Source organism: Qipengyuania pelagi (genome assembly GCF_009827295.1).
Classification (GTDB): Bacteria; Pseudomonadota; Alphaproteobacteria; order Sphingomonadales; family Sphingomonadaceae; genus Qipengyuania; species Qipengyuania pelagi.
On sequence record NZ_WTYD01000001.1, the window covers coordinates 554,983 to 577,359 of the forward strand.

The following is a 22,377-nucleotide window of genomic DNA, read 5'->3' on the forward strand; positions in this document are numbered from 1 at the left end:
CGACCCGCCACAAGCGGGAGGTGTCGCGAATCGGTATCGGGGGACGAGAACCGTAATGACCATGCTTGCCTCGCGCGGCCAGTTGCGCGCCAGTTTCATTCGCTGGGCGCTGTTCACCGTGCCCTTGATCGTTTTGCTGGGTTTCCTCGCCGGTCAGGCTGGCGGGCCGGATTCCCTGTGGTTCCAGACGCTCGACAAGCCCGCGATCTATCCGCCTCCGGCCACGTTCGGGATCGTGTGGTCGATCCTCTATGTGATGGTCGGCTTCGCGCTTGCGCTAATCTGCGCCGCCTGGGGCGCGCGCGGGCGGACAGTGGCGCTGATCGTCTTCGCGGTCCATTTCGCGTTTAACCTTGCCTGGACGCCGGTCTTTTTCGGGATGCAGGAGATAACGGGCGCGCTGATCGTGCTCGGTCTCGTCATTGTGACCTTGATCGCCACCATCGTCCTGTTCTGGAAGATCAGGACTTTGGCGGGCGTTTTGCTGCTGCCCTATCTCGCCTGGGTCCTGTTCGCGTTCGTGTTGAATTGGCAGTTTCTTCAGCTCAATCCCGATCTCGATGGCGGCCTCCCAGACGCGCCGGTGGAGCGGGTTCGGATCGGCGGCTAAACGGGTGATTGAAGCCGCGTCCCGCCGCGCCTAGATAGACATCATGCAGAGCCAGAACCCGTTGATCGCCGATTTCGTCAAACTCGCCAATTCGGCGGCCGGAACCTTTGCCGGAATGACCCGCGAGGCGCGCGAAACCGCGCGCGAACGTGCGCGCGAGGTGTTCGGGGGCATGGATTTCGTCACCCGCGAGGAATTCGACGCGGTTAAGGCGATGGCCGCCAAGGCCCGCGAACAAGCCGATGATCTCGCCGCGCGGGTCGCTGCGCTGGAAGCCAAGGGCACATCGCCGGAAGCGCGATAAGCGATCTTTCCAACATATGATGGTTGGGGAACATCCCATCAGCCGAGACGTCGCCCGAACGAAAGGTGACGCCGATGTTCACGCAACTCGATCCCCCCATTCCCCTCCATGTTCTGGGACGCGGCGACGGCTACGCCCTTGCCGTCATCGATTACGGGCAGGAACACAATTTGCTCTGGGTGACCGCGATCGACGCCACGGGCGAAATCTGGTGCGCGCCCAACCCGGAGGTTCGAATGCAGGCGAACTGGTCGATGAAACGGCCGCAGGGCATGGCGGTGAAGGCATCGAAGGAAGCAACGGCCTGATAGCGCTGCGAGGTATGGCGCGCTCATGCAGCTGACCTCGCCTGCGATTGTCGTCGCCGCGCGCGCGCATGGGGAAACCGCGGTGATCGCGCGGCTGTTCACGCATGAGGCGGGCGTGGTCGCGGCCTATGTCGCGGGCGGGCGAGGGCGTCAGCTGCGCCCGGTCGTGATCCCCGGCAATGTCGTCTCGGCCGAGATCAGGGCGAAATCGGACAGCCAATTGCCCTTCGCACGCCTCGAACTCGCCACCAGCCGCGGCCCCTGGCTCAGCGAGCCGCTGCCGTCCGCTGCCATCGCCTGGGCCTGCGCCGTGACCGCCGCGACCCTCCCCGAACGCAATCCCTATCCCGCGCTCCACGCCGCGCTCGGCGCCTTGCTCGATGCAATCTGCCATGCCCCTTCAGCGCGCGGCTGGGTGGAGGCGCTGATCGGCTACGAGACGCTGTTGCTGCGCGAGCTGGGGTACGGGGCGCGCAGCGGAGGCGGGCATCGCCCCGAGATAGCCGATCTAGGCCAGGCCCTGGAAATTCTCGACCGGCTGGAGCGCCCGATCGCGACCTATCTGATTGCCGACATGCGCGCCGATGTTATGGCCGCGCGCAGACAGTTGCGGGATCGGCTGGCGAGGATGGTGTAGCTTCCGTCCTGACCCCAAACGATCGTCATCGCGAGGAGCCGCAGGCGACGACGCGATCCAGGGTGCGGCGACTGGTGACCGGATGACCCTGGATTGCCGCGCCGCTTCGCGGCTCGCAATGACGAGGGTTCGGGAAGGTCGAGTCGGTGGTCGGGATCGGAGTATGGAGGACGGAATGAAGATCGCAGTTCTACCCGGTGACGGGATCGGACCGGAAGTGACGCGCGCGGCGCTGCGGGTGCTTGACGCGCTGGCGCTGCCCGGTCTCGTGCTGTTCGAAGGCGATGTCGGCGGGATCGCCTATAAGCGCCACGGCCATCCCTTGCCGCAGGAGACGATCGACATGGCGCGCGCCGCCGATGCGGTCCTGTTCGGTGCGGTCGGCGATCCGGCCTGTGACGATCTGCCGCGCGAACACCGGCCCGAACAGGCGATTTTGGGCCTGCGGTCCGAACTCGGCCTGTTCGCCAATCTGCGCCCGGCGGCGGGCTGGCCGGGGCTCGAGGACCTGTCGCCCCTGAAGCCGCAGCTCGCGCGCGGGATCGACCTTCTCGTGGTCCGCGAACTCAATGGCGACGTCTATTTCGGCGCCAAGGGCGAGCGCGACAGCGATGGCGGGCGCGAGGGGTGGGATTCGATGGCCTATAACGAGGCCGAGGTGCGTCGCATCGCCCATGCCGGCTTTCGCGCCGCGCAATCGCGCCGCAAGCGCCTGACCAGCGTCGACAAGGCCAACGTCCTCGAAACCAGCCGCATCTGGCGCGAAACCGTGATTGCGGTCGCGGCCGACTATCCCGATGTCGAACTCGACCACATGTATGTCGACAATGCCGCGATGCAGCTGGTCAAGAGCCCCGGCCAGTTCGACGTGATCCTGACCGGAAACCTGTTCGGCGATATCCTGTCCGATCAGGCGAGCGCCTGTGTCGGCTCGATCGGCCTCTTGCCCAGCGCCTCGCTCGGCGAGCGCAAAACCGAATACGGCACGTTCGGCCTCTACGAGCCGATCCATGGCAGCGCGCCGGACATTGCCGGGCAGGGCAAGGCCAACCCGCTCGCCGCGATCCTCAGCCTCGCCATGCTGCTGCGCCACTCGCTGGGGCGCGAGGCGGATGCGGGCCGGGTGGAGCGCGCGGTGGCGCAGGTTCTTGCCGATGGCGTGCACGGCGCGGATCTCGGCGGCAGTGCCTCGACCGAAACGATCGCCGAGGCCGTTCTTAAAGCGTTGGAAACCATATCTTGAGAATTTGTCCCTACGCCGACATGGCATGGACATGACGCTTTCGACCCTCCCCGAGGATGCTCTTTTGACACCCCATATGGCGGCGCCGCTGGAACTTGCGATCGTGCTGCCGACCTTCAACGAGCGCGACAATCTCGCCCCCCTGATGGACCGGATCGCAGATGCGCTCGGCCCGGTGGGGTGGGAGGTTCTGGTGGTGGACGACAATTCCGCCGATGGCACGTCCGACGAGGCGCGCCGCCTCGCATTATCGGACCCGCGCATCCGCGTGATCGAGCGGATCGGCAGGCGCGGCCTGTCGAGCGCGGCGATCGAAGGCTTCTGCGCCACCGCCGCGCCTTATGCCGCGGTGATGGACGCCGATCACCAGCACGATCCCAAACTGCTCGTGCCGATGCTGGCTTCGGTCAAGGCGGGCGAGGCGGACGTCGCCGTGGCCAGCCGCTTTGCCGATGGCGCCAGCATGGCCGAATGGAATCGCCCGGATCGCGAAAAGCTGTCGGGCATGGCCAACACGCTCGCGCGCAAACTGACCGGCGTCGACCTGTCCGACCCGATGAGCGGCTATTTCCTGCTGCCGACGGCAACCGCCCGCGAACTCGCGCCGAAACTGTCGGCGATCGGCTTCAAGATCTTGCTCGACCTGCTCGCCACCAGCGAGAAACCCCTGCGCGTCAAGGATTTCCCGATGAATTTCTCCGCCCGCCGCTCCGGCGAAAGCAAATTGGACCGCGCCATCGCCTTCGACTTCCTCGCCGGGCTTTACGACAAGAGCTTCGGGCGCGTCATTCCCACGCGCTTCGCCCTGTTCGGCACGGTGGGCCTGATCGGCGTGGTCGTCCACATGGCGCTGCTCTACCTGTTCCTCGCTGCGGGCACGCAATTCAGCATCGGCCAGGCGGTGGCGACTTTCGGGGCGATGACGTTCAATTTCTGGCTGAACAATTTCCTCACCTATCGCGACCGGCGCCTGACCGAATCGAAGGCGGTTTTCTGGGGCTGGGTCAGCTTCATCGCCGCCTGTTCGATCGGCGCCTTCGCCAATGTCGCGGTGGCGACGACGCTGCACGATCGCGGCCTTCACGAGGTCCTGGCCGCACTGGTCGGGATCGGGATCGGGTCGGTGTGGAATTATGCCCTGTCCAGCCGCTTCGTCTGGGGCCGGTTCTGACGCTTTACTGCCAGCCCTTCAGCCAGACATAGTCGAGAAACGCCATCTTCCCCTCGAGCGGGGCGGCGGACAGGATCGGGTAGAACCAAGCGAACAGGGCCGCGCTGATCGCGAGCGGCGCCAGCGCCAGCCAGCGCTTCCCGCTTGTCCATAACGCGTCGAGCGCCAAGGCGAGCGCGGCGAGCAGAAACATGCTCGGCAGCATGTAGTGATAATAGAACTGGATGGGCTTTGCCGCCACGATCCAGAAGCCGAGCGTCAGAAGATAAAGCAGCGCGACCGACAGCGCGACCGGATCGCGCCTTCCTGCTCTCCGCCCCACCACGCCGCGCCACAGGCACCAGCCGAGCGCGGGCAGGCCCAGGAGCATGGTCAAGGGGTTCCCGATCAGCAGGATGCCGCGATAGGCCCCGTCGACCGGCTCGTAGAGATACCAGATCGCGCGCAGGTTCAGCACCCACTGCCACCACACCGATTGATAGGGGTGGGGCTTCACCACATTTTCCTGCATCGTCAGCATGGTTCGGTGAAGATCGATGATGTCGCGCGGCGCGCCCGCGCTGCCGATCGCGCCATCGGCGAAGAGATAGGCGGGCAGGTAGGTCGCGGCATAGACCACGAGCGGCACGATCCCGAGCCACAGGGCGGCCTCGACCAGGGTGATGCCCGGAACCGGCAATCCCCTGCGGCTGAGGAACAGGCGCCGCCGCCCCGCCGCCCAGCGCAATCCGAGGAAGACGAGGCCGGGCACCGGAGCGAGCACCAGCGCGTTCCATTTCGCCGCCATGGCGAGGCCGAGCGCGACCCCCGTGATCGCCAATCTGCGACGCCCGGTCTCTGGCTCGCGCATCGCCGCCGCTCCCTGCCAGAAGGCGAGCGCGAGGAAGGCGAGATAGAAGATGTCGAGCATCGCGATGCGCGCGTTCACGAACAGGTGGAATCCGGTCACGAGCAGCACGCCGTAACCGAGCGTCGCGAAACGGCTCAGCGTGGCGAACCACAGTGCCCGCATCGCGGCGAACAGCGCCAGCGCGCCCGCGAGGACCGGCAGGGCACGCCAGCCCAGCGGATTGTCGCCGAATACGAGCACGCTCAGCGCCAGCAATTGCTTGGCGAGCGGGGGGTGTTCGCGATTGGTGAAATGATCGAGCGCGATCCATTCGCGCAGCGCCGGGACGTAATGGACCTCGTCGAAATAGGCGATGCTGGGGATCGTCAAGCGCACGCAACACAGCGCCAGGAACGCGGTCGCAAACAGCGCGCACCAGCCGATCGGGTCCTGCGATGCCGTGCGCGCGGATTTCATGTGTGCGCGGTACGGCTGAGCCGGGCGCTTGACAAGTTTCCCGGCGCGGACTCGAGCAACGCGGTTTGGCTGGCGCATCCTGTTGTAATGCAGTCACACCCCGGCGCGAAGGGGAGGCCGTCGACCGGAAACTGCTGCGTTGCAGCAATCCTGTCATGATAGACCCTTACGGAAGTTTCGGACCTTCGGGCAGGTTTGGATCAAATAAGGTCGCGTTCGCCCACTCGCGTACGAATTTGGAGGATTTTTCATGAAACGTGCAATCGCCCTCGGCACCGCCGCGTTCGCCATGGTTGCAGCGCCGCTGGCCGCAGCCGATCGTTCCGCTGCGCCGGTCGAAAGCGAATCGGAACTGGTTGGTGGCAGCCTTCTGATTGCCGCTCTCGGCGCAGCAGCCGTCATCGCTGCCGTCGTCCTTATCGCTGATGATGACGATGACGACGCCGTCAGCCCCTGAGGGCTGTAGGAATCGCAGAAACTGGGGGCGGAAGGGTGACCTTCCGCCCTTTTTCGTTGTCCGAAGCGCCTCGGGGCGATTGCGGCGCGCGCCATGCTTGCCTAAGCCCCGTGGCCATGAAGAAGACCACCGGAACCGACCGCGCGATCACCCAGACATGGCGCCCCGCCACCCAGGCGGTGCGTGGCGGCACCTGGCGATCGGAGCATGGCGAGACCAGCGAGGCGCTGTTCCTCACCTCGGGCTACACCTATGACGATGCCCAGACCGTAGCCGATCGCTTCGCGGGCGAAGCGGAGGGGATGACCTATTCGCGCCTCCAGAACCCGACCGTGGCGATGCTGGAAGAGCGCATCGCTCTGCTCGAAGGGGCCGAGGCCTGCCGCGCGCAGGCCAGCGGCATGGCGGCGATGTCGACCGCGCTGCTCTGCCAGCTATCGGCCGGCGACCACGTGGTCGGCGCGCGAGCCGCGTTCGGATCGTGCCGCTGGTTGCTCGACAGCCTGCTACCGCGCTTCGGGATCGAAACGAGCGTGGTGGACAGCGCCGACAATGATGCCTGGGAACAGGCGATCCGCCCCAACACCAAGGTGTTCTTCTTCGAAACGCCGGCCAATCCGACGCTCGACGTCGTCGATATGGATTTCGTGTGCGGACTGGCGAAGAGCCGCGGCATCGTCACGGTGGTCGACAACGCCTTCGCGACGAGCGCGTTGCAAAAACCGATGGATTTCGGGGCGGATGTGGTCGCCTATTCCGCGACCAAGCTGATGGACGGGCAGGGGCGCGTGCTGGCGGGCGCGGTGTGCGGATCGCAGGAATGGATCGACGAGGTTCTGTTGCCGTTCCAGCGCAACACCGGGCCCAATATCTCGCCCTTCAACGCCTGGGTGGTCTTGAAAGGTCTCGAAACGCTGAGCCTTCGCGCCGAGAGGCAGAGCGCAAACGCGGTCGCGCTGGGCGAGGCGATCGCGGGGCGGCGACTGGAGATGCGCCATCCGGGGCTGACCAGCCATCCGCGGCACGAGCTCGCAAAGCGGCAGATGACAGCGACCGGACCGGTCTTCGCCTTCGATGTCGGCAGCCGCGAAACCGCCTTCGCCGTGCTCGATGCGCTGGAGCTGATCGACCTGTCCAACAATATCGGCGATTCGCGCAGCCTGATGTGCCACCCAGCCAGCACCACCCATGCCGGGATGACCGCCGAAGCGCGCGCCGAGATGGGCGTGAGCGAGGGATTGCTGCGCATCAATGTCGGATTGGAAGACGTCGCCGACCTGATCGAGGATCTCGACCGCGCGCTCGATAAAGCGGGTCTCTAGGTAAGGATCAGGCCGGGCAGCAATCGTCGAGCGCCGCGCCCAGGGCGGCGGCGGTCGACCAGGCGCGATTGCAGGGCGCATCGTCCGTCAGCGCGGCATGGGCGGCGAGGCCTTCGCCATCGATCATCGCCACGATCAGCCCTTCGTCGCGCGTCATGCCTGGCGCGCAGCACGGTGCGAGGCGGATGGTGCGGCGCGAACTGCCCGCAAGGTCCACGACCAGACTGCGGGCGAGCGTAAGCGGACGCTGGAAACTCGGGCCGAACGTATCGAGCGCCAGCAAGGCGGCCGAGGCATCCCGCAAACCGCAACCCACCATGCGGCGGATCAGGATCAGCGCGATGCGCCTGCCGCGATCGGAAGGGAGCGGGAGGACCAGAGCGGTGTCGGGACGACCGGGTGCGGGGGCGGGTGCGGCGTTGGGCATCGAATCCTCCATCATGGTTCGCTATTATAATATGCAAATGCAAATCATTCGCAACAGCTGAATGGAAGGAGATAGCCTCTCTCCCCAAGCAGATGGATCAGAGCCCATGCCTGCGACCGGTACCGCCGGGTCCCGGTATCAGATTTCGCAGGCTATCCCGTCATCGTCGCGGTCCAACCCGGCGCGATAGCCGGGATCGCCGCGTCGCAACGGCGCTTTCCCGGCGGCTCGCACGGCAGCGCAATTGGCGTAGTATACGCGCCCGTCGATCGATTGCGCGGCTGAAACCGGCTGCGCGGCGCGTCCGCTGCGGTGGCAGTGATAGTCGCCCGTCTTGCGGTTGTTGTGGCACCCTTCGCCGTTCAGCCCGCCGGGATGGGCGGCGGCCGACCCGGTAAAGGACACGTTCGTTGCTACTCCGACAAGGGCCAGCAGAGTGAGGAATGTCTTCCGCATCCGGTGAGCTTAAGGCGCATTTCTTGCCAATTCCCTGCCCGCCCTTGCTCCGCGCGCGTCTATGCCTATTCTGAAGGACGATGAAATTCCTGTTTCCCCATGCCGCGATCACGCACGACATCACGGTTCGCGTGTCGGTCAATTACATGCCCGAACAATCGCGGCCCGAGATCGGCAAGTGGTTCTGGGTCTATCACATCCGCATCGAGAACGGATCGGAGGAGACCGTCACGCTTGAACGGCGGCACTGGCGGATCACCGATGCCGAGGGACGGATCAGCATCGTCGATGGCGAAGGGGTGGTCGGCGAACAGCCCACGCTCTCGCCCGGCCAGTCGCATGATTACGTTTCGGGATGCCCGCTCGAAACGCCGCATGGGTCGATGGAGGGGTTCTACAGCTTCCGCCGCGCGGACGGATCGCCGATGGAGGTCCGCATCCCGTTCTTCCCGCTCGCCGCGCCCGCAACGACCCACTGAAACGAAGCACCGAGAAGCCGCAATCAGGCGTCGGATTCGTCGATCTCGCTATCGGTCGGCGCGATCTTCAGCTTCGCTTCCACGCCCAGCCAGCCTGCGAGAATTTCCAGCTCCCGCGTGACCGGATAATGCGCCAGTTCCGCCCACGAGGGGTCGAGGCGCAGCACCAGCTTGCGCTTCTTGCAATGGAGGCGCGAAGCCGACAGCGCCGGGCGTGAGCCCCCGCCGAGCTTGCGAGCGAGCCGGAAGCCCAATCCCCAGGTGACCGAATCGCGCAAGGCGTCGCGATCGGCCAGCGCCAGCAGGCGTTCGGGATAGTCGGTCCGCCCGAGACTGGCATAGAGGGCCGCGCAGATCTGGGCTCGTTCGGCGGGCAGGCAATCGATCCATCTCTTGTCGAGCGCCCACGCGCTGGCGTGCGAGAGCCGCAGATTGGGCTCCACCCGCTGGAGCGCGTCGGACAATTGCGCGGCGACCAGGCGCAGGCGCTCGTCCTGCGCGTTCGCATGGCCGGTTATGCCGCCATTGCCTGCCAGCTCGACACTCCACCCCGCGACCAGGGCCGCATCGGTAATCGCCGCGCCGAGCATGGTGGCGAATTCGCTCACCCCGGCAATCAGGGGATCCTTGGCGCGCTGGACCGGATCGAGCCGGTCGAACAGCAGGCCTTCGCGAATGCCCCAGCTGGAAAAGACCAGCTCGTCCGGCTCCAGCGCCTTGAGCAGCGGGCGCAGCAGGGCGACGGCATCGGGGAGGTATTCGGCGCGCATCTGGCTGATGCCGGGGCACTCGGCCAGCTTTGCGGGATCGGCGGCAATCAGGCGCTGCGCCAGCATATCGGCCTCTTCGACGTCGAGCCGGAAGCCGTGCGGATCGCTCAAGGGGTAATCGCGCCGCATCATCGCATAGGCGGCAAAGGCGCGCCATGTCCCGCCGACCATGTAGAGCGGGCCCGGATGCGCCGCCGCCCAGCCGACCTTGTCGAGTTGCGCGCGCACGCGTGTGTTGAACCGTTTCTTGTCGCTGCGATCGAGCGCGGGAAGCCGCAGCGTGCCGAGCGGCAGGCTCGACGCCTGATGGCATTCTCCGTCCACGATCGACACCAGTTCGAGACTGCCCCCGCCAAGGTCCGCGACCACGCCGCGCGCACCGGGAAACGCGCCGATCGCGCCGGTCGCCGAAATGCGCGCCTCTTCCTCGCCTGTCAGAAGGCGCGGTTCGAGGCCGAGTTCGGCGACGGCGGCGAGAAATTCGGCACCGTTCGCAGCCTCGCGCGCGGCCGCTGTGGCCACGGTCTGCACGTCGGTGACGCCCAGATCGTCGAGGATGCGCGCATAGCGGGCCAGCGCGCCGAGCGCTTCATCGCTCGCTTCCTTCGGGATCAATCCGGTCTCGGACAGGTCGCGGCCGAGGCGGGCGGCCACTTTCTCGTTCCAGACCGTGCGGGGCGCGCGGGGGGAGCCTTCGTAGATCACCATGCGCACCGTGTTGGAGCCGATATCGATGACCGCGCGCGGCAGATAGACGATGCGCTTCTCGCGCCGGGTCGCGGGCGTTTGCGTCACGAGCGAGCCTCCCCGTCCGCAGGCAAGTCCGTCGGGTTGCCCATACACCCGCTCAGCCGCAGGCGCGGGACCGCATCGGCCTCAAGGGCCTGGCCGCGCCCGGAAAGGGAGGGATTGCTCATGAAATACCGATGGCAGTTGAAGCTTTCTGCATCCTCGTCGTCCCCGCTCACAGGTTGCATCCGCTCGTACTGACCGTCGGGATGCAGTTCCCAGCTCTGGTCGATATCGAGGATATTGGCCAGCATGACCTGGCCAAGGACCTGATCGTGCACGGTCTTGTTGATGATCGGAACCATGACCTCGACCCGCCGGTCGAGATTGCGGCTCATCGCATCGGCGCTGGTGATATAGACCTTGGCCTGGCGGCTTGGCAGGGCCTTGCCATTCGCAAAGGCCCAGATGCGGCCATGTTCGAGAAAGCGACCGATGATCGATTTGACATGGATATTCTCCGAGAGGCCGGGAACGCCCGCCTTCAAGGAGCAGATGCCGCGCACCACCATGCGGATTTCGACGCCCGCCGCGCTCGCTTCGTAAAGCTTGTCGATCATGCCGCGATTGGTGATCGCGTTGAGTTTAACCCAGATGCCTGATGGTCTGCCAGCACGCGCGGCTTCGATTTCAGCATCGATCAGGTCGTACAGTTTTTCGCGAATGCCGCCGGGCGAGATCGCAAGCGCCTCGAGCCGTTCGGGTTCGATATAGCCAGTGACGAAATTGAACAGCCGCGCCGCATCGCGCCCGAGGGCAGGATCGGCGGTGAAGTAGCTGAGATCGGTGTAAATCTTGGCATTGACGGGGTGATAATTGCCCGTGCCGAAATGACAGTAGGTCCGGTAGCCGTCTTCCTCGCGGCGGACGACGAGGCTGACCTTGGCGTGGGTCTTCAATTCGGTGAAGCCATAGATCACCTGCACGCCCGCGCGTTCCAGTTCGCTTGCCCAGCGGATATTGCGCTCTTCGTCGAAGCGGGCCTTCAATTCGACGACCGCGGTCACCGCCTTGCCGTTCTGCGCGGCCTCGACCAGCGCGGCGATCACCGGCGACTGGTCGCCTGCGCGATAGAGCGTCTGCTTTATCGAAACGACATTGGGATCGTTCGCCGCCTGGGCCAGGAAATCGACCACCACGTCGAAGCTTTCGAAGGGGTGATGGATCACCAGATCTTTTTCGCGAATGGCGGAGAAGCAATCGCCGTCATGTTCTAGGATGCGTTCGGGATAGCGGGGGCTGAAGGGCGGGAATTTGAGATCGGGGCGCGGTTCGTCGCAGATCGCGTCGAGGTTCCTCAAGCCCAGCATCCCGTCGGTCTTCACGATCATCGCGGCATCGACATCGAACTGTTCGCGCAGCAGCGCCTCGGCCTTTTCGTCGCACTCCTCGTCCAGTTCGAGCAGGACCGCACGGCCCCGGCGGCGGCGCTGGATCGCGGTGCGGAAATAGCGGACGAGATCTTCTGCCTCTTCCTCCACCTCGATATCGCTGTCCCTGAGAACGCGGAAAACCCCGTCGCCCAAAATCTTGAAGCCGGGGAAGAGCAGGCCGGCAAAGCGCGTCACCAGCTTCTCGATGGCGATATAGACCGCCTTGTCGCCCGGAACGCGCACGAAGCGCGGCGCGCCGCTGGGGATCAGCACCATCTCCATCAGATCGGCCTTGCGCTTGCCGCGCTTCAACCGGAAGATCAGGCCGAGGCCCATCGTCTGCACGAAGGGGAAGGGGTGGCTCGGGTCGATCGCCTGCGGCGTGATCAGCGGCAGGATATCGGTGGTGAAATAGCCTTCCGCCCATGCCATCTGCTCGTCATCGAGCTGGTCGGTCTCGGCGATCAATATCCCTTCCGCGGCCAGTAACGCGCGCAGGGTCTGGAGGCTGCGCTGCTGGCGTTCCTCGAGTGTCAGCACCTGATCGCGGATGGCGGTCAACTGCTGGCGGGGGGTGCGCCCGTCGATCGCGTGGGTGTCGATCCCGCGCGTCATCTGCCCTTCGAGGCCGGCGATGCGCACCATGGTGAATTCGTCGAGATTGCTGGCCGATATCGACAGGAAGCGCAGGCGTTCGAGCAGCGGATAGGCCTCGTTCTCCGATTCCGCGAGCACGCGCCGGTTGAAGCTCAGCCAGGAAAGCTCGCGATTGGTGTAGCGCTCTGCCGCCTCTTCCAGCGTCACGGGAGTCGCCGACGCGGTGTCGGAGCTATCGACAGGGTCGGGGGCGTTCATTGGTGTGTCGTCCATCTGCTCGGCGCTAGGGGCCGGGTGCTACGGAAATGTGGCAGTGCGTCGTCTCTGTCAAATGCCGGATATTGCACCGGGGCGTCGCTCTGCCTATTCGCGAGGAACCATGAAGCGCACCCATCTGCCCCTGAACGCCCTGCGCGTATATGACGCCGCTGCCCGGCACCTCTCCTTCACCCGCGCGGCGGACGAGCTGGCGGTGACGCCCGCCGCCGTCGGCCAGCAGATCAGGGCGCTGGAGGATCACCTCGGCACGGTCCTGTTCCGCCGCACCAGCAAGGGGCTGGAGCTGACCGCGGAAGGTGCCGCCGGGCTCGACCCCTTGCGCGAAGGATTCCTGAAGTTCGAGGAAAGCGTCAGCGCGATGCAGGCCGGACAGGCGAGCGACAGCTACACCATCGCCGTGCCGCGCGAATTCTACGCCCAGTGGCTCGCGCCGCGATTGGCGGAATTCGGTGCCGACAAGCCGGAAACGCGCTTCACCTTCGTGGCGGACGAGCACGCCGACTTCACCGAAGCCAATCTCGATTGCGCGATCCGGCTGGTGGACGGGCCGGGCGATCTCGAGGGCGTGGAACTGGCGCCTGCCGCGCGGATGACCGTGGCGCGCGCCGAGGCGCATGGCGGCGCGCCGGAACGCTGGATCGATTGGGGTGTCGCGCTCCCCGAAGGCGAGAGCGCCGCGATCACCGTTTCGAACGCCGGACAGGCCCTGTCGAGCGCGCTGGCCGGGCTGGGCCGGACGATGCTGCCCGAATTGCTGGTGAAGGACGCGGTCGAGGATGGCCGCCTGGAAGCGCTCGCCGGGCCGGAACCGGGCCGCAGGGCCTATTGGCTGGTCGCCCCCACGCCGCAATGGCGGACGCGCAAGGTGAAGAGCCTGGTTGAGTTTTTGAGTGGTTGAGTAGTCTGGCCTGAGAGGCTTGGCTTGGGTTTGGGCGGGAGTTTTTTGTTTTTCGAACCGGCCTCCGCCGGTTCGTCCTTGGTGCTGTTCCCTCCGCTTCGCTCCGGGGCACCTGCGGGGCGCGCCGTGCGCTTGCGGGCCTACGGCCCGAGCTCCGCCACCAAGCCTATAGGCCGGGAATGGTCCGGTCGGCGACCAGCCGACCGCAAGGCCGACCGGCCGCCCGCAGCGCCGCTAGGCACGAGGACATCGCGCGCCGGATGGCGTGCGGAAAACAAAAAACCTCAACGCTCGCTCTTGGCGCCCGAGCTCTCGTATGCGTTACCCTTGACCCAACCCTCATCCCCCGCTAAGCGCGCCTCCATCCGGTGTGGGACTCGTCCAACGCCGGTCAGATAGAGCTGAACATTGCCGGTCATGTCCCGGGGGCCAGTCGCCAGGTGCGGCGTGGCTCTTTTCTATTGGGTTCCAGACCTCGACGCGATCCCGGTTTTGCCGGGTGACGACGGGGAGGGGCTCGGGGCAGCCGTCAGAGTAACCCGGTGGCCGTGTGGGCCGGGGGTGGAGCGTTTCAGGCTCGTGCGCAGATCGTCCGTTCGGCGGATGGTCTTGGTTCGCTGGACCCCGGATCAAGTCCGGGGTGACGGTGAAGGGCACGAACCCGATACAATCCGACCCCGTCCGCTAGTTGTCACCAGCCCGCGATGGGTATGGGAGCCGGTTTTGGCGCTTCGCGCCGTCGTTCGACTCCCGCCCGGAAGGGGCGCCCCGGGCGCACAGATGCGCGCGCTCGGATCATCAGGTGAAGAGAAAGAACTCACATGCCGACAATCAACCAGCTGGTCCGCAAGGGCCGCGAACCGCAGAAGGCCAAGTCCAAGGTCCCTGCGATGGAGCAGAACCCGCAGAAGCGCGGCGTCTGCACGCGCGTCTACACGACGACTCCGAAGAAGCCGAACTCGGCTCTGCGCAAGGTGGCCAAGGTGCGCCTGACCAACCAGCGCGAAGTCATCTCCTACATCCCCGGCGAAGGCCACAACCTTCAGGAACACAGCGTCGTGCTGATCCGCGGCGGCCGTGTGCGCGACCTTCCCGGCGTGCGCTATCACGTCCTGCGCGGCGTGCTCGATACGCAAGGGGTCAAGGACCGCAAGCAGAGCCGTTCGAAGTACGGCGCCAAGCGTCCCAAGTAAGGAGCGCCGGCTCCTCCGGCATCCGTCATCCCCGCGCAGGTGGGGATCAAGGGCGGGGCGGGAGGGGCGGTCAAGGTTTCAAGCGCAGTCTGCGCCTCGCTGGATTCCCGCTTTTGCGGGAATGACGAGAGCAGCAAGCGCCAAGAGAAGGAATTCGTGCCATGTCACGTCGTCGTCGTCCCGAAAAGCGGGAAATCCTGCCGGATCCCAAGTTCGGGGATCAGGTCCTGTCGAAGTTCATGAACAACCTCATGCTGGACGGCAAGAAGGCCGTCGCCGAAGGTATCGTCTACACCGCGCTCGACGTGGTGGAAACGAAGGCCAAGGCCAATCCGGTCGAGCTGTTCCATGCCGCGCTCGACAACATCAAGCCGCAGGTCGAGGTGCGTTCGCGCCGCGTCGGCGGTGCGACCTATCAGGTCCCGGTCGAGGTGCGTCCCGAGCGTGCCCAGGCTCTCGCCATCCGCTGGCTGATCACCGCCGCGCGCGGTCGCCCGGAAACCACCATGTCGGCGCGCCTGTCGGGCGAGCTGATGGATGCGGCCAACAATCGCGGCAACGCGGTCAAGAAGCGGGAAGATACCCACCGCATGGCCGACGCGAACCGCGCGTTCTCGCACTACCGCTGGTAGGGCGTTCGGTTTGAGGGCCGGGGCGCTGCGTCCCGGCCTTCAACCTGTCACATTTGATCCTACATAGGGGCCAGAGCTTGCTCGTCCCCCGACCACCCTCTCGCTTTCACGAGGAATTCCACATGGCCCGCGACTATCCGCTGGAGCGCTATCGCAATATCGGCATCATGGCCCACATCGATGCCGGCAAGACCACCACGACCGAACGCATCCTCTATTACACCGGCAAGTCCTACAAGATCGGCGAAGTGCATGACGGCGCCGCGACCATGGACTGGATGGAGCAGGAGCAGGAGCGCGGTATTACCATTACGTCCGCCGCGACGACCACGTTCTGGACCGCCGAAGACGCGACCATGGATCCGCGCTCGGACCCCGAAGCGCTGCGCGCCAACGAGCCGAAGCACCGCATCAACATCATCGACACCCCTGGCCACGTCGACTTCACCATCGAAGTCGAACGTAGTCTTCGCGTGCTCGACGGCGCCGTTGCAGTCTTCGACGGCGTTGCCGGAGTTGAACCGCAGTCCGAGACAGTATGGCGCCAGGCCGACAAGTACGGCGTTCCCCGGATGTGCTTCATTAATAAATTGGACCGCACCGGTGCGGACTTCTATTACTGCGTGAAGTCGATCGTCGATCGTCTCGGTGCTACGCCGCTCGTTCTTTATCTTCCGATCGGTGCCGAAAGCGATCTCAAGGGTGTTGTCGATCTCGTCAACATGCGCGGCATCGTCTGGCAGAACGAAGATCTCGGCGCGAAGTACGAGTTCATCGACATCCCGGAAGACCTTGCCGACAAGGCCGCGGAATATCGCGAGCAGCTGGTCGAAATGGCGGTCGAGCAGGACGACGATGCGATGGAGGCCTATCTTGAAAGCGGAGAGGCGCCCGACGCCGCTACGCTCAAGAAGCTGATCCGCAAGGGCACCATGGCACGCGCCTTCGTTCCCGTGCTGTGTGGCTCGGCCTTCAAGAACAAGGGCGTCCAGCCCCTGCTCGATGCGGTTGTCGACTACATGCCGTCCCCGCTCGACGTTCCGGCGATCAAGGGCGTCCTGCCCGACAGCGATGTCGAGGAAACCCGCCCGTCGAGCGATGACGAGCCCTTCGCGGCCCTCGCGTTCAAGATCATGAACGATCCGTTCGTCGGCTCGCTCACCTTCACCCGCATCTATTCCGGCAAGCTTTCCAAGGGTTCGGTCCTGAACTCGGTGAAGGACAAGAAGGAAAAGGTCGGGCGGATGCTGCTGATGCACTCGAACAACCGCGAGGACATCGATGAGGCGTTCGCCGGCGACATCGTCGCTCTGGCGGGCATGAAGGACACGACCACGGGCGATACGCTGTGCGATCCGGCCAAGCCGATCATCCTCGAGCGGATGGAATTCCCCGAGCCCGTGATCGAGCTGTCGGTGGAACCGAAGACCAAGGCCGACCAGGAAAAGATGGGCGTCGCGCTCAACCGCCTGGCTGCCGAGGATCCCTCGTTCCGCGTTTCGACCGATCACGAATCGGGCCAGACGATCATCAAGGGCATGGGCGAGCTTCACCTCGACATCCTCGTCGATCGCATGAAGCGCGAGTTCAAGGTCGAGGCCAATGTCGGCGCGCCGCAGGTGGCGTATCGCGAATATCTCGGCCGCGAAGTCGAAGTGACCTACACCCACAAGAAGCAGTCAGGCGGTTCGGGTCAGTTCGGTGAAGTCAAGGTCGTGGTCACCCCCGGTGAGCGCGGCGAGGGCGTCACCTTCGAGGATCAGATCAAGGGCGGCAACATTCCGCGCGAATACATCCCGGCGATCGAGAAGGGCATGCGCGAGCAGGCCGAGAGCGGCCATCTGGTCGGCTTCCCGATCATCGACTTCGCGATCCGCCTGGTCGACGGTAAGTACCACGACGTCGACTCGAGCGCGATCGCGTTCGAAATCGCTGGTCGCGGTGCGATGCGTGAAGTGGCTCAGAAGGCCGGCATCAAGCTGCTCGAGCCGATCATGAAGGTGGAAGTCGTGACTCCCGAGGACTATCTCGGCGACGTCATCGGCGATCTGAACAGCCGTCGCGGGCAGATCCAGGGCACCGACAGCCGGGGCAACGCCCAGGCGGTCGAGGCGAATGTGCCGCTCGCGAACATGTTCGGCTACGTCAACGAACTGCGCTCCTTCACGCAAGGCCGCGCGCAGTATTCGATGCAGTTCAGCCACTACGACGAGGTTCCGGCCAACGTCGCGGCGGAAGTTAAGGAAAAGCTCGCCTGACGGCGAATGGGGTGAAGGAGAAGCTTGCCTAAGGCGAGCGAGACAGCTAGGGGCGGCGCCTGTTTCGGCGGGTGCCGTCTCTCTCCCCCGCAGAGATTCAATCTTAGACAGAGGTTAAGAGTACAATGGCGAAGGAAAAATTCGAGCGGAACAAGCCGCACTGCAACATCGGCACCATCGGTCACGTCGACCACGGCAAGACCACGCTGACCGCTGCGATCACCAAGGTCCAGGGTTCGGCCGTCGATTTCGCGAACATCGACAAGGCCCCCGAAGAGCGTGAGCGTGGTATCACCATCTCGACCGCGCACGTGGAATACGAAACCGACGCGCGTCACTATGCGCACGTCGACTGCCCGGGCCACGCCGACTACGTGAAGAACATGATCACCGGTGCCGCCCAGATGGACGGCGCGATCCTGGTCGTGAACGCCGCTGACGGCCCCATGCCGCAGACCCGCGAGCACATCCTGCTGGCCCGCCAGGTCGGCGTGCCGCAGCTGGTCGTGTACCTCAACAAGGTCGACCAGGTCGATGACGAGGAACTGCTCGAGCTGGTCGAACTCGAAGTTCGCGAACTGCTCAGCGAATACGGCTTCGACGGCGACGAAATCCCCGTCGTCAAGGGTTCGGCTCTGGCCGCTCTCGAAGGCCGTGACGAAGAAATCGGCGAAAAGTCGATCAAGGAGCTGATGGACGCTGTCGACAGCTACATCCCGCAGCCCGATCGTCCGGTCGACAAGGACTTCCTGATGCCGATCGAAGACGTGTTCTCGATCTCGGGTCGTGGTACGGTCGTCACCGGCCGCGTCGAAACCGGCGTTGTGAACGTGGGCGACGAAGTCGAAATCATCGGCATCAAGGACACGCAGAAGACCACCGTCACCGGCGTGGAAATGTTCCGCAAGCTGCTCGATCGCGGTGAAGCCGGCGACAACATCGGCGCCCTGATCCGTGGCGTCGGCCGTGAAGCCGTGGAGCGTGGCCAGGTCCTCGCGAAGCCGGGTTCGGTTACGCCGCACACCGATTTCAGCGCCGAAGTCTACGTGCTGTCGAAGGACGAAGGTGGCCGTCACACGCCGTTCTTCGCCAACTACCGCCCGCAGTTCTACTTCCGCACCACCGACGTGACCGGCGAAGTGATCCTTCCCGAAGGCACCGAAATGGTGATGCCGGGCGACAACGTGACCATCTCGGTCAAGCTGATCGCGCCGATCGCCATGGACGAAGGTCTGCGTTTCGCGATCCGTGAAGGCGGCCGTACCGTCGGCTCGGGCGTCGTGGCGAACATCACGAAGTAAGCCAGCGATCGCGCTTCCCGAAAAGGGGAGTGGCGATAGCCGAAAATGATGGCCCGGCTCTCCGATGGGGAGCCGGGCCTCGTTTTTGTAGAAGCGTGATTCCGGTCCGCATCCACCCTGTGGCACGGTTCGTCGTGTCCTTGCGCGGAATGCGGAAAAGAGGCGGGATTAGGGGGTTGCCAGCTAACCGCCTTCCCCGTATATGCGCGCCTCCAGCGGGGGATTCGTCCCTTGCGACACGAATTTCACGAGGCCGCCCGTTCCGGGAAACCGGGCTAAAGCGAGGCAGGCCTTTGTTTTTGGGATAGCTCGACCCGTCGGGTGGTCCCTTGGCTCTTTCGCATCGGTATAGGTAATGGAAGCTCAGAACATCCGCATCCGCCTCAAGGCGTTCGACCACCGCGTTCTCGACCAGGCGACTGGCGAAATCGCAGACACCGCACGTCGCACGGGTGCTCTTATTCGCGGCCCCATTCCCATGCCGACGCGTATCGAGAAGTTCACCGTGAACCGCGGCCCGCACATCGACAAGAAGTCGCGCGAGCAGTTCGAGGTGCGCACCTACAAGCGGCTGCTCGACATCGTGCAGCCCAACGCCCAGACGGTCGACGCGCTGATGAAGCTGGACCTCGCCGCGGGCGTGAACGTCGAAATCAAGCTCGCCTAAGCGAGGGGTTTCCGTCCTGCCGGAAGGACGCTAAGCGCACCGGACAGTTCAGGGCCCCCGAAGGCCCGTCTCGCCGCAAGGCCAGACAAGACATCGGGATACCGCCGGATTTCATCCGGGCCTGCGTCCCCCGTCTCGCTCTTCCTCTCGGGGAAGGGCAGTTCAGCCCGGACGGGGCGACGCATCGAAAAACGGGCTGACACGCACCCTCGGATTTCGCCGGGGTGCCTCTGTGAAGGAGTTTTGACGATGCGCACTGGCGTGATCGCAAAGAAAGTCGGGATGACCCGCCTGTTCCAGGAGGATGGGCGGCACGTTCCCGTGACCGTTCTCGCTCTTGAGAACTGCCAGGTTACCGCTCACCGCACGGGCGACCGTGACGGCTATTTCGCCGTCCAGCTCGGCGCGGGCGAAGCGAAGCAGAAGAACGTCAACAAGCCGCAGCGCGAAGCTTTCGCCAAGGCGGATGTCGGCCTGAAGATGAAGGTCGCGGAATTCCGCGTCGAAGGCGAAGACGGGCTGCTGCCCGTCGGCGCGCGCATCTCGGCCGAACATTTCATCGCCGGCCAGAAGGTCGACATCACCGGCCACACGCAGGGCAAGGGCTTCGCCGGCGCCATGAAGCGTTGGGGCTTCGGTGGTCTTCGCGCCACGCACGGCGTCTCGCTCAGCCACCGTTCGCACGGTTCGACGGGTAACCGCCAGGATCCGGGCCGCGTGTTCAAGGGCAAGAAGATGGCCGGCCACATGGGCGACCGTCAGCGCACCCAGCAGAACCTCGAAATCGTGCGTACCGACGCCGATCGCGGCCTGCTCTTCGTCAAGGGTTCGGTTCCCGGCGCCAAGAACAGCTGGATGCTCGTCCGCGACGCCGTGAAGGTGAAGCACGAAGACCTCCCGTTCCCGGGCGTGATGTATCGCAACCGCGACGAGTTCGAGCATCAGGAAGCCGATGCCGGTCTGGTCGAGAGCGGTGCCGAGCACGAGGTCAACACCCAGGTCTCCGCTGAGCAGCAGGAAGTCCTCGCTGCCGAGCAGGAAGCCGGTGCTGACACCGAGACCACCACCGATACGTCCGCAGCCGACACCGGCTCGGACGAGAACAAGGAGGGCTGATCCCGTGAAGGTGAAGGTCCAGAAAATCGACGGAAAAGCCGCTGGCGACGTCGAGCTCAACGATGAGGTGTTCGGTGTCGAGCCGCGTGCGGATATCCTGCACCGTGTCGTCACCTGGCAGCTCGAGAACCGCCGCGGCACCGCCCGCCCGACGCGTGAGCGTTCGGACGTGGCGCGCACCGGCAAGAAGTTCGGCGCCCAGAAGGGTTCGGGCGGCGCTCGCCACGGCGATCGCGGCGCTCCGATCTTCATTGGCGGCGGCAAGGCCCACGGTGCCCGCAAGCGTGACTTCAACCAGTCGCTGAACAAGAAGGTTCGCGCGCTCGGTCTGAAGATGGCGTTGTCCAGCAAGGCGAAAGACGGCCTGATCGTCGTCGACAGCCTGGAGCTGAGCGATGCCAAGACCAAGGCGCTGAAGGCCCAGTTCGACAGCAATGGCTGGAACGGCAAGGTCCTTTTCGTCGACGGTGACACGGTGAACGACGGCTTCAAGAAGGCCGCGCGCAACCTGCCGGGCATCAACGTCCTCCCGGCGATGGGCGCCAATGTCTACGACATCCTGAAGCACGACACGCTGGTCCTCACCAAGGACGCGGTCGCCAAGCTGGAGGGCCGTTTCAATGGCTAAGCAGGACATCGATGCACGTCACTACGACGTGATCCTCTCGCCCCACATCACCGAGAAGTCGACCATGGCTTCGGAACACAACGCGGTTGTGTTCAAGGTGGCGGGCGATGCGACCAAGCCGCAGATCAAGGAAGCGGTCGAAGCGATCTATTCCGGCCAGAAGGCCAAGGTCGTCGCCGTCAACACGATCAACGTGAAGGGCAAGACCAAGCGCTGGAAGGGCAAGCCCTACAAGCGCAACGACGTGAAGAAGGCGATCGTGACCCTCGCCGAGGGCTCGATGATCGACATCACGGAAGGTGTGAGCTGATCCCATGGCACTGAAGAATTACAATCCGACGAGCCCCGCGCGCCGCGGCCTCATCCTCGTCGACAAGTCCGGCCTGTACAAGGGCAAGCCGGTCAAGTCGCTCACGGAAGGCAAGCGCAAGACGGGCGGCCGCAACAACAAGGGTCACAAGACCTCGCGCGGCATGGGCGGCGGTCACAAGCAGAAGTACCGCTTCATCGACTTCAAGCGTCGCAAGTGGGACGTCGAAGGCACTGTCGAGCGGATCGAATACGATCCCAACCGCACCGCCTTCATCGCGCTCGTAAGCTACGCCGATGGCGAGCAGGCCTACATCATCGCGCCGCAGCGTCTCGCTGTCGGTGACAAGGTCGTCGCCGGTGAGAAGACCGATACCAAGCCTGGCAACGCCATGCTGCTGGGTCAGATGCCGGTCGGCACGATCTGCCACAATGTGGAGATGAAGCCGGGCAAGGGCGGGCAGATCGCCCGTTCCGCCGGGGCCTATGTCCAGCTGGTCGGTCGCGATCGCGGCATGGTCATCGTGCGCCTCAATAGCGGCGAGCAGCGTTACCTGCGCGCCGACTGCATGGGCACCGTTGGCGCCGTGTCGAACCCCGACAACCAGAACCAGAACCTGGGCAAGGCCGGTCGCCGTCGCTGGATGGGCGTGAAGCCGCTGACGCGCGGTGTCGCCAAGAACCCGGTCGACCACCCGCATGGTGGTGGTGAAGGCCGGACCTCGGGCGGTCGTCACCCGGTCACTCCGTGGGGCAAGCCCACCAAGGGCGCCCGTACGCGCAACAACAAGCAGACGGACAAGATGATCATCCGTTCGCGCCACGCCAAGAAGAAGAGGTAAGCGCA

The 22,377-nt window shown here is 64.8% G+C and carries 24 protein-coding genes; 19 read left to right on the forward strand and 5 right to left on the reverse strand.

The window, feature by feature from the left end:
* The first annotated feature begins 55 nt into the window (after positions 1 to 55).
* From GRI47_RS02840 to GRI47_RS02865, 6 genes are all read left to right on the forward strand, one after another.
* Entirely contained in the window at positions 56 to 610 is a 555-nt protein-coding gene (locus GRI47_RS02840; protein WP_160659860.1) for a TspO/MBR family protein, read from the forward strand.
* Positions 611 to 653: 43 nt separating this feature from the next.
* Positions 654 to 914 carry an accessory factor UbiK family protein gene (locus GRI47_RS02845; protein ID WP_160659861.1) on the forward strand — a complete coding sequence of 87 codons (261 nt, stop codon included), beginning with the start codon at positions 654 to 656 and terminating at the stop codon, positions 912 to 914.
* Positions 915 to 988: 74 nt separating this feature from the next.
* The gene (locus tag GRI47_RS02850; protein WP_160659862.1) at positions 989 to 1,222 is read left to right on the forward strand and encodes a hypothetical protein; all 234 of its coding nucleotides are present in this window, start codon (positions 989 to 991) and stop codon (positions 1,220 to 1,222) included.
* A 25-nt stretch (positions 1,223 to 1,247) separates the two neighbouring features.
* Positions 1,248 to 1,859: a DNA repair protein RecO gene (gene recO / locus GRI47_RS02855; protein ID WP_160659863.1), complete on the forward strand. Its 612-nt coding sequence runs from the start codon at positions 1,248 to 1,250 to the stop codon at positions 1,857 to 1,859.
* A 175-nt stretch (positions 1,860 to 2,034) separates the two neighbouring features.
* Positions 2,035 to 3,102, forward strand: a complete 1,068-nt coding sequence (gene leuB / locus GRI47_RS02860; protein ID WP_160659864.1) for a 3-isopropylmalate dehydrogenase — start codon at positions 2,035 to 2,037, stop codon at positions 3,100 to 3,102.
* Positions 3,103 to 3,133: 31 nt separating this feature from the next.
* Complete coding sequence (locus GRI47_RS02865; protein ID WP_237452600.1) at positions 3,134 to 4,273, forward strand: glycosyltransferase; 1,140 nt, start codon at positions 3,134 to 3,136, stop codon at positions 4,271 to 4,273.
* A gap of 4 nt (positions 4,274 to 4,277) precedes the next feature.
* Here GRI47_RS02865 and GRI47_RS02870 read toward each other — a convergent pair whose 3' ends face one another.
* On the reverse strand, positions 4,278 to 5,579 hold the full coding sequence (locus tag GRI47_RS02870) for a phospholipid carrier-dependent glycosyltransferase (protein ID WP_160659866.1): 1,302 nt from the start codon (positions 5,577 to 5,579) through the stop codon (positions 4,278 to 4,280).
* A 250-nt stretch (positions 5,580 to 5,829) separates the two neighbouring features.
* Here GRI47_RS02870 and GRI47_RS02875 point away from each other — a divergent pair, with 250 nt between their 5' ends.
* Both GRI47_RS02875 and GRI47_RS02880 read left to right on the forward strand, forming a co-directional pair.
* Positions 5,830 to 6,036 carry a hypothetical protein gene (locus GRI47_RS02875; RefSeq protein WP_160659867.1) on the forward strand — a complete coding sequence of 69 codons (207 nt, stop codon included), beginning with the start codon at positions 5,830 to 5,832 and terminating at the stop codon, positions 6,034 to 6,036.
* Between the two features lie 116 nt (positions 6,037 to 6,152).
* Entirely contained in the window at positions 6,153 to 7,358 is a 1,206-nt protein-coding gene (locus GRI47_RS02880) for a trans-sulfuration enzyme family protein (protein WP_160659868.1), read from the forward strand.
* Positions 7,359 to 7,365: 7 nt separating this feature from the next.
* Here GRI47_RS02880 and GRI47_RS02885 read toward each other — a convergent pair whose 3' ends face one another.
* Complete coding sequence (locus GRI47_RS02885) at positions 7,366 to 7,785, reverse strand: DUF6628 family protein (RefSeq protein WP_160659869.1); 420 nt, start codon at positions 7,783 to 7,785, stop codon at positions 7,366 to 7,368.
* A 138-nt stretch (positions 7,786 to 7,923) separates the two neighbouring features.
* Positions 7,924 to 8,241: an excalibur calcium-binding domain-containing protein gene (locus tag GRI47_RS02890; RefSeq protein WP_160659870.1), complete on the reverse strand. Its 318-nt coding sequence runs from the start codon at positions 8,239 to 8,241 to the stop codon at positions 7,924 to 7,926.
* A gap of 80 nt (positions 8,242 to 8,321) precedes the next feature.
* Here GRI47_RS02890 and apaG point away from each other — a divergent pair, with 80 nt between their 5' ends.
* Positions 8,322 to 8,720 carry a Co2+/Mg2+ efflux protein ApaG gene (gene apaG / locus GRI47_RS02895; protein ID WP_160659871.1) on the forward strand — a complete coding sequence of 133 codons (399 nt, stop codon included), beginning with the start codon at positions 8,322 to 8,324 and terminating at the stop codon, positions 8,718 to 8,720.
* 23 nt (positions 8,721 to 8,743) lie between these two features.
* Here apaG and GRI47_RS02900 read toward each other — a convergent pair whose 3' ends face one another.
* Together GRI47_RS02900 and GRI47_RS02905 are read right to left on the reverse strand one after the other, a co-directional pair.
* The gene (locus GRI47_RS02900; RefSeq protein WP_337190626.1) at positions 8,744 to 10,285 is read right to left on the reverse strand and encodes a Ppx/GppA family phosphatase; all 1,542 of its coding nucleotides are present in this window, start codon (positions 10,283 to 10,285) and stop codon (positions 8,744 to 8,746) included.
* Positions 10,282 to 12,522 carry an RNA degradosome polyphosphate kinase gene (locus tag GRI47_RS02905; RefSeq protein ID WP_237452601.1) on the reverse strand — a complete coding sequence of 747 codons (2,241 nt, stop codon included), beginning with the start codon at positions 12,520 to 12,522 and terminating at the stop codon, positions 10,282 to 10,284. Before GRI47_RS02905 ends, GRI47_RS02900 begins: the two co-directional genes overlap by 4 nt.
* Positions 12,523 to 12,628: 106 nt before the next feature.
* Between GRI47_RS02905 and GRI47_RS02910 the strand changes: the two genes are divergently transcribed.
* The 10 genes from GRI47_RS02910 (at position 12,629) to rplB (ending at position 22,372) form a co-directional block, all read left to right on the forward strand.
* Entirely contained in the window at positions 12,629 to 13,426 is a 798-nt protein-coding gene (locus GRI47_RS02910) for a LysR family transcriptional regulator (RefSeq protein ID WP_160659872.1), read from the forward strand.
* Positions 13,427 to 14,247: 821 nt separating this feature from the next.
* On the forward strand, positions 14,248 to 14,619 hold the full coding sequence (gene rpsL / locus GRI47_RS02915; RefSeq protein WP_019831557.1) for a 30S ribosomal protein S12: 372 nt from the start codon (positions 14,248 to 14,250) through the stop codon (positions 14,617 to 14,619).
* Between the two features lie 161 nt (positions 14,620 to 14,780).
* A complete protein-coding gene (rpsG, locus tag GRI47_RS02920) occupies positions 14,781 to 15,251 on the forward strand; it encodes a 30S ribosomal protein S7 (protein WP_067678709.1) in 471 nt (156 codons plus the stop codon).
* Between the two features lie 122 nt (positions 15,252 to 15,373).
* Positions 15,374 to 17,509, forward strand: coding sequence for an elongation factor G (gene fusA, locus GRI47_RS02925; protein ID WP_160659873.1), 2,136 nt, complete (start codon positions 15,374 to 15,376; stop codon positions 17,507 to 17,509).
* Positions 17,510 to 17,634: 125 nt separating this feature from the next.
* The gene (gene tuf / locus GRI47_RS02930) at positions 17,635 to 18,810 is read left to right on the forward strand and encodes an elongation factor Tu (protein WP_160659874.1); all 1,176 of its coding nucleotides are present in this window, start codon (positions 17,635 to 17,637) and stop codon (positions 18,808 to 18,810) included.
* A gap of 355 nt (positions 18,811 to 19,165) precedes the next feature.
* Complete coding sequence (gene rpsJ / locus GRI47_RS02935; RefSeq protein ID WP_006831877.1) at positions 19,166 to 19,477, forward strand: 30S ribosomal protein S10; 312 nt, start codon at positions 19,166 to 19,168, stop codon at positions 19,475 to 19,477.
* Positions 19,478 to 19,726: 249 nt separating this feature from the next.
* Positions 19,727 to 20,593: a 50S ribosomal protein L3 gene (gene rplC / locus GRI47_RS02940; protein WP_160659875.1), complete on the forward strand. Its 867-nt coding sequence runs from the start codon at positions 19,727 to 19,729 to the stop codon at positions 20,591 to 20,593.
* Positions 20,594 to 20,597: 4 nt separating this feature from the next.
* Positions 20,598 to 21,221, forward strand: coding sequence for a 50S ribosomal protein L4 (rplD, locus tag GRI47_RS02945; RefSeq protein ID WP_160659876.1), 624 nt, complete (start codon positions 20,598 to 20,600; stop codon positions 21,219 to 21,221).
* Positions 21,214 to 21,531 carry a 50S ribosomal protein L23 gene (locus tag GRI47_RS02950; RefSeq protein ID WP_160659877.1) on the forward strand — a complete coding sequence of 106 codons (318 nt, stop codon included), beginning with the start codon at positions 21,214 to 21,216 and terminating at the stop codon, positions 21,529 to 21,531. Before rplD ends, GRI47_RS02950 begins: the two co-directional genes overlap by 8 nt.
* Before the next feature lie 4 nt (positions 21,532 to 21,535).
* A complete protein-coding gene (rplB, locus tag GRI47_RS02955; RefSeq protein WP_067678691.1) occupies positions 21,536 to 22,372 on the forward strand; it encodes a 50S ribosomal protein L2 in 837 nt (278 codons plus the stop codon).
* The last annotated feature ends 5 nt before the right edge of the window (positions 22,373 to 22,377 follow it).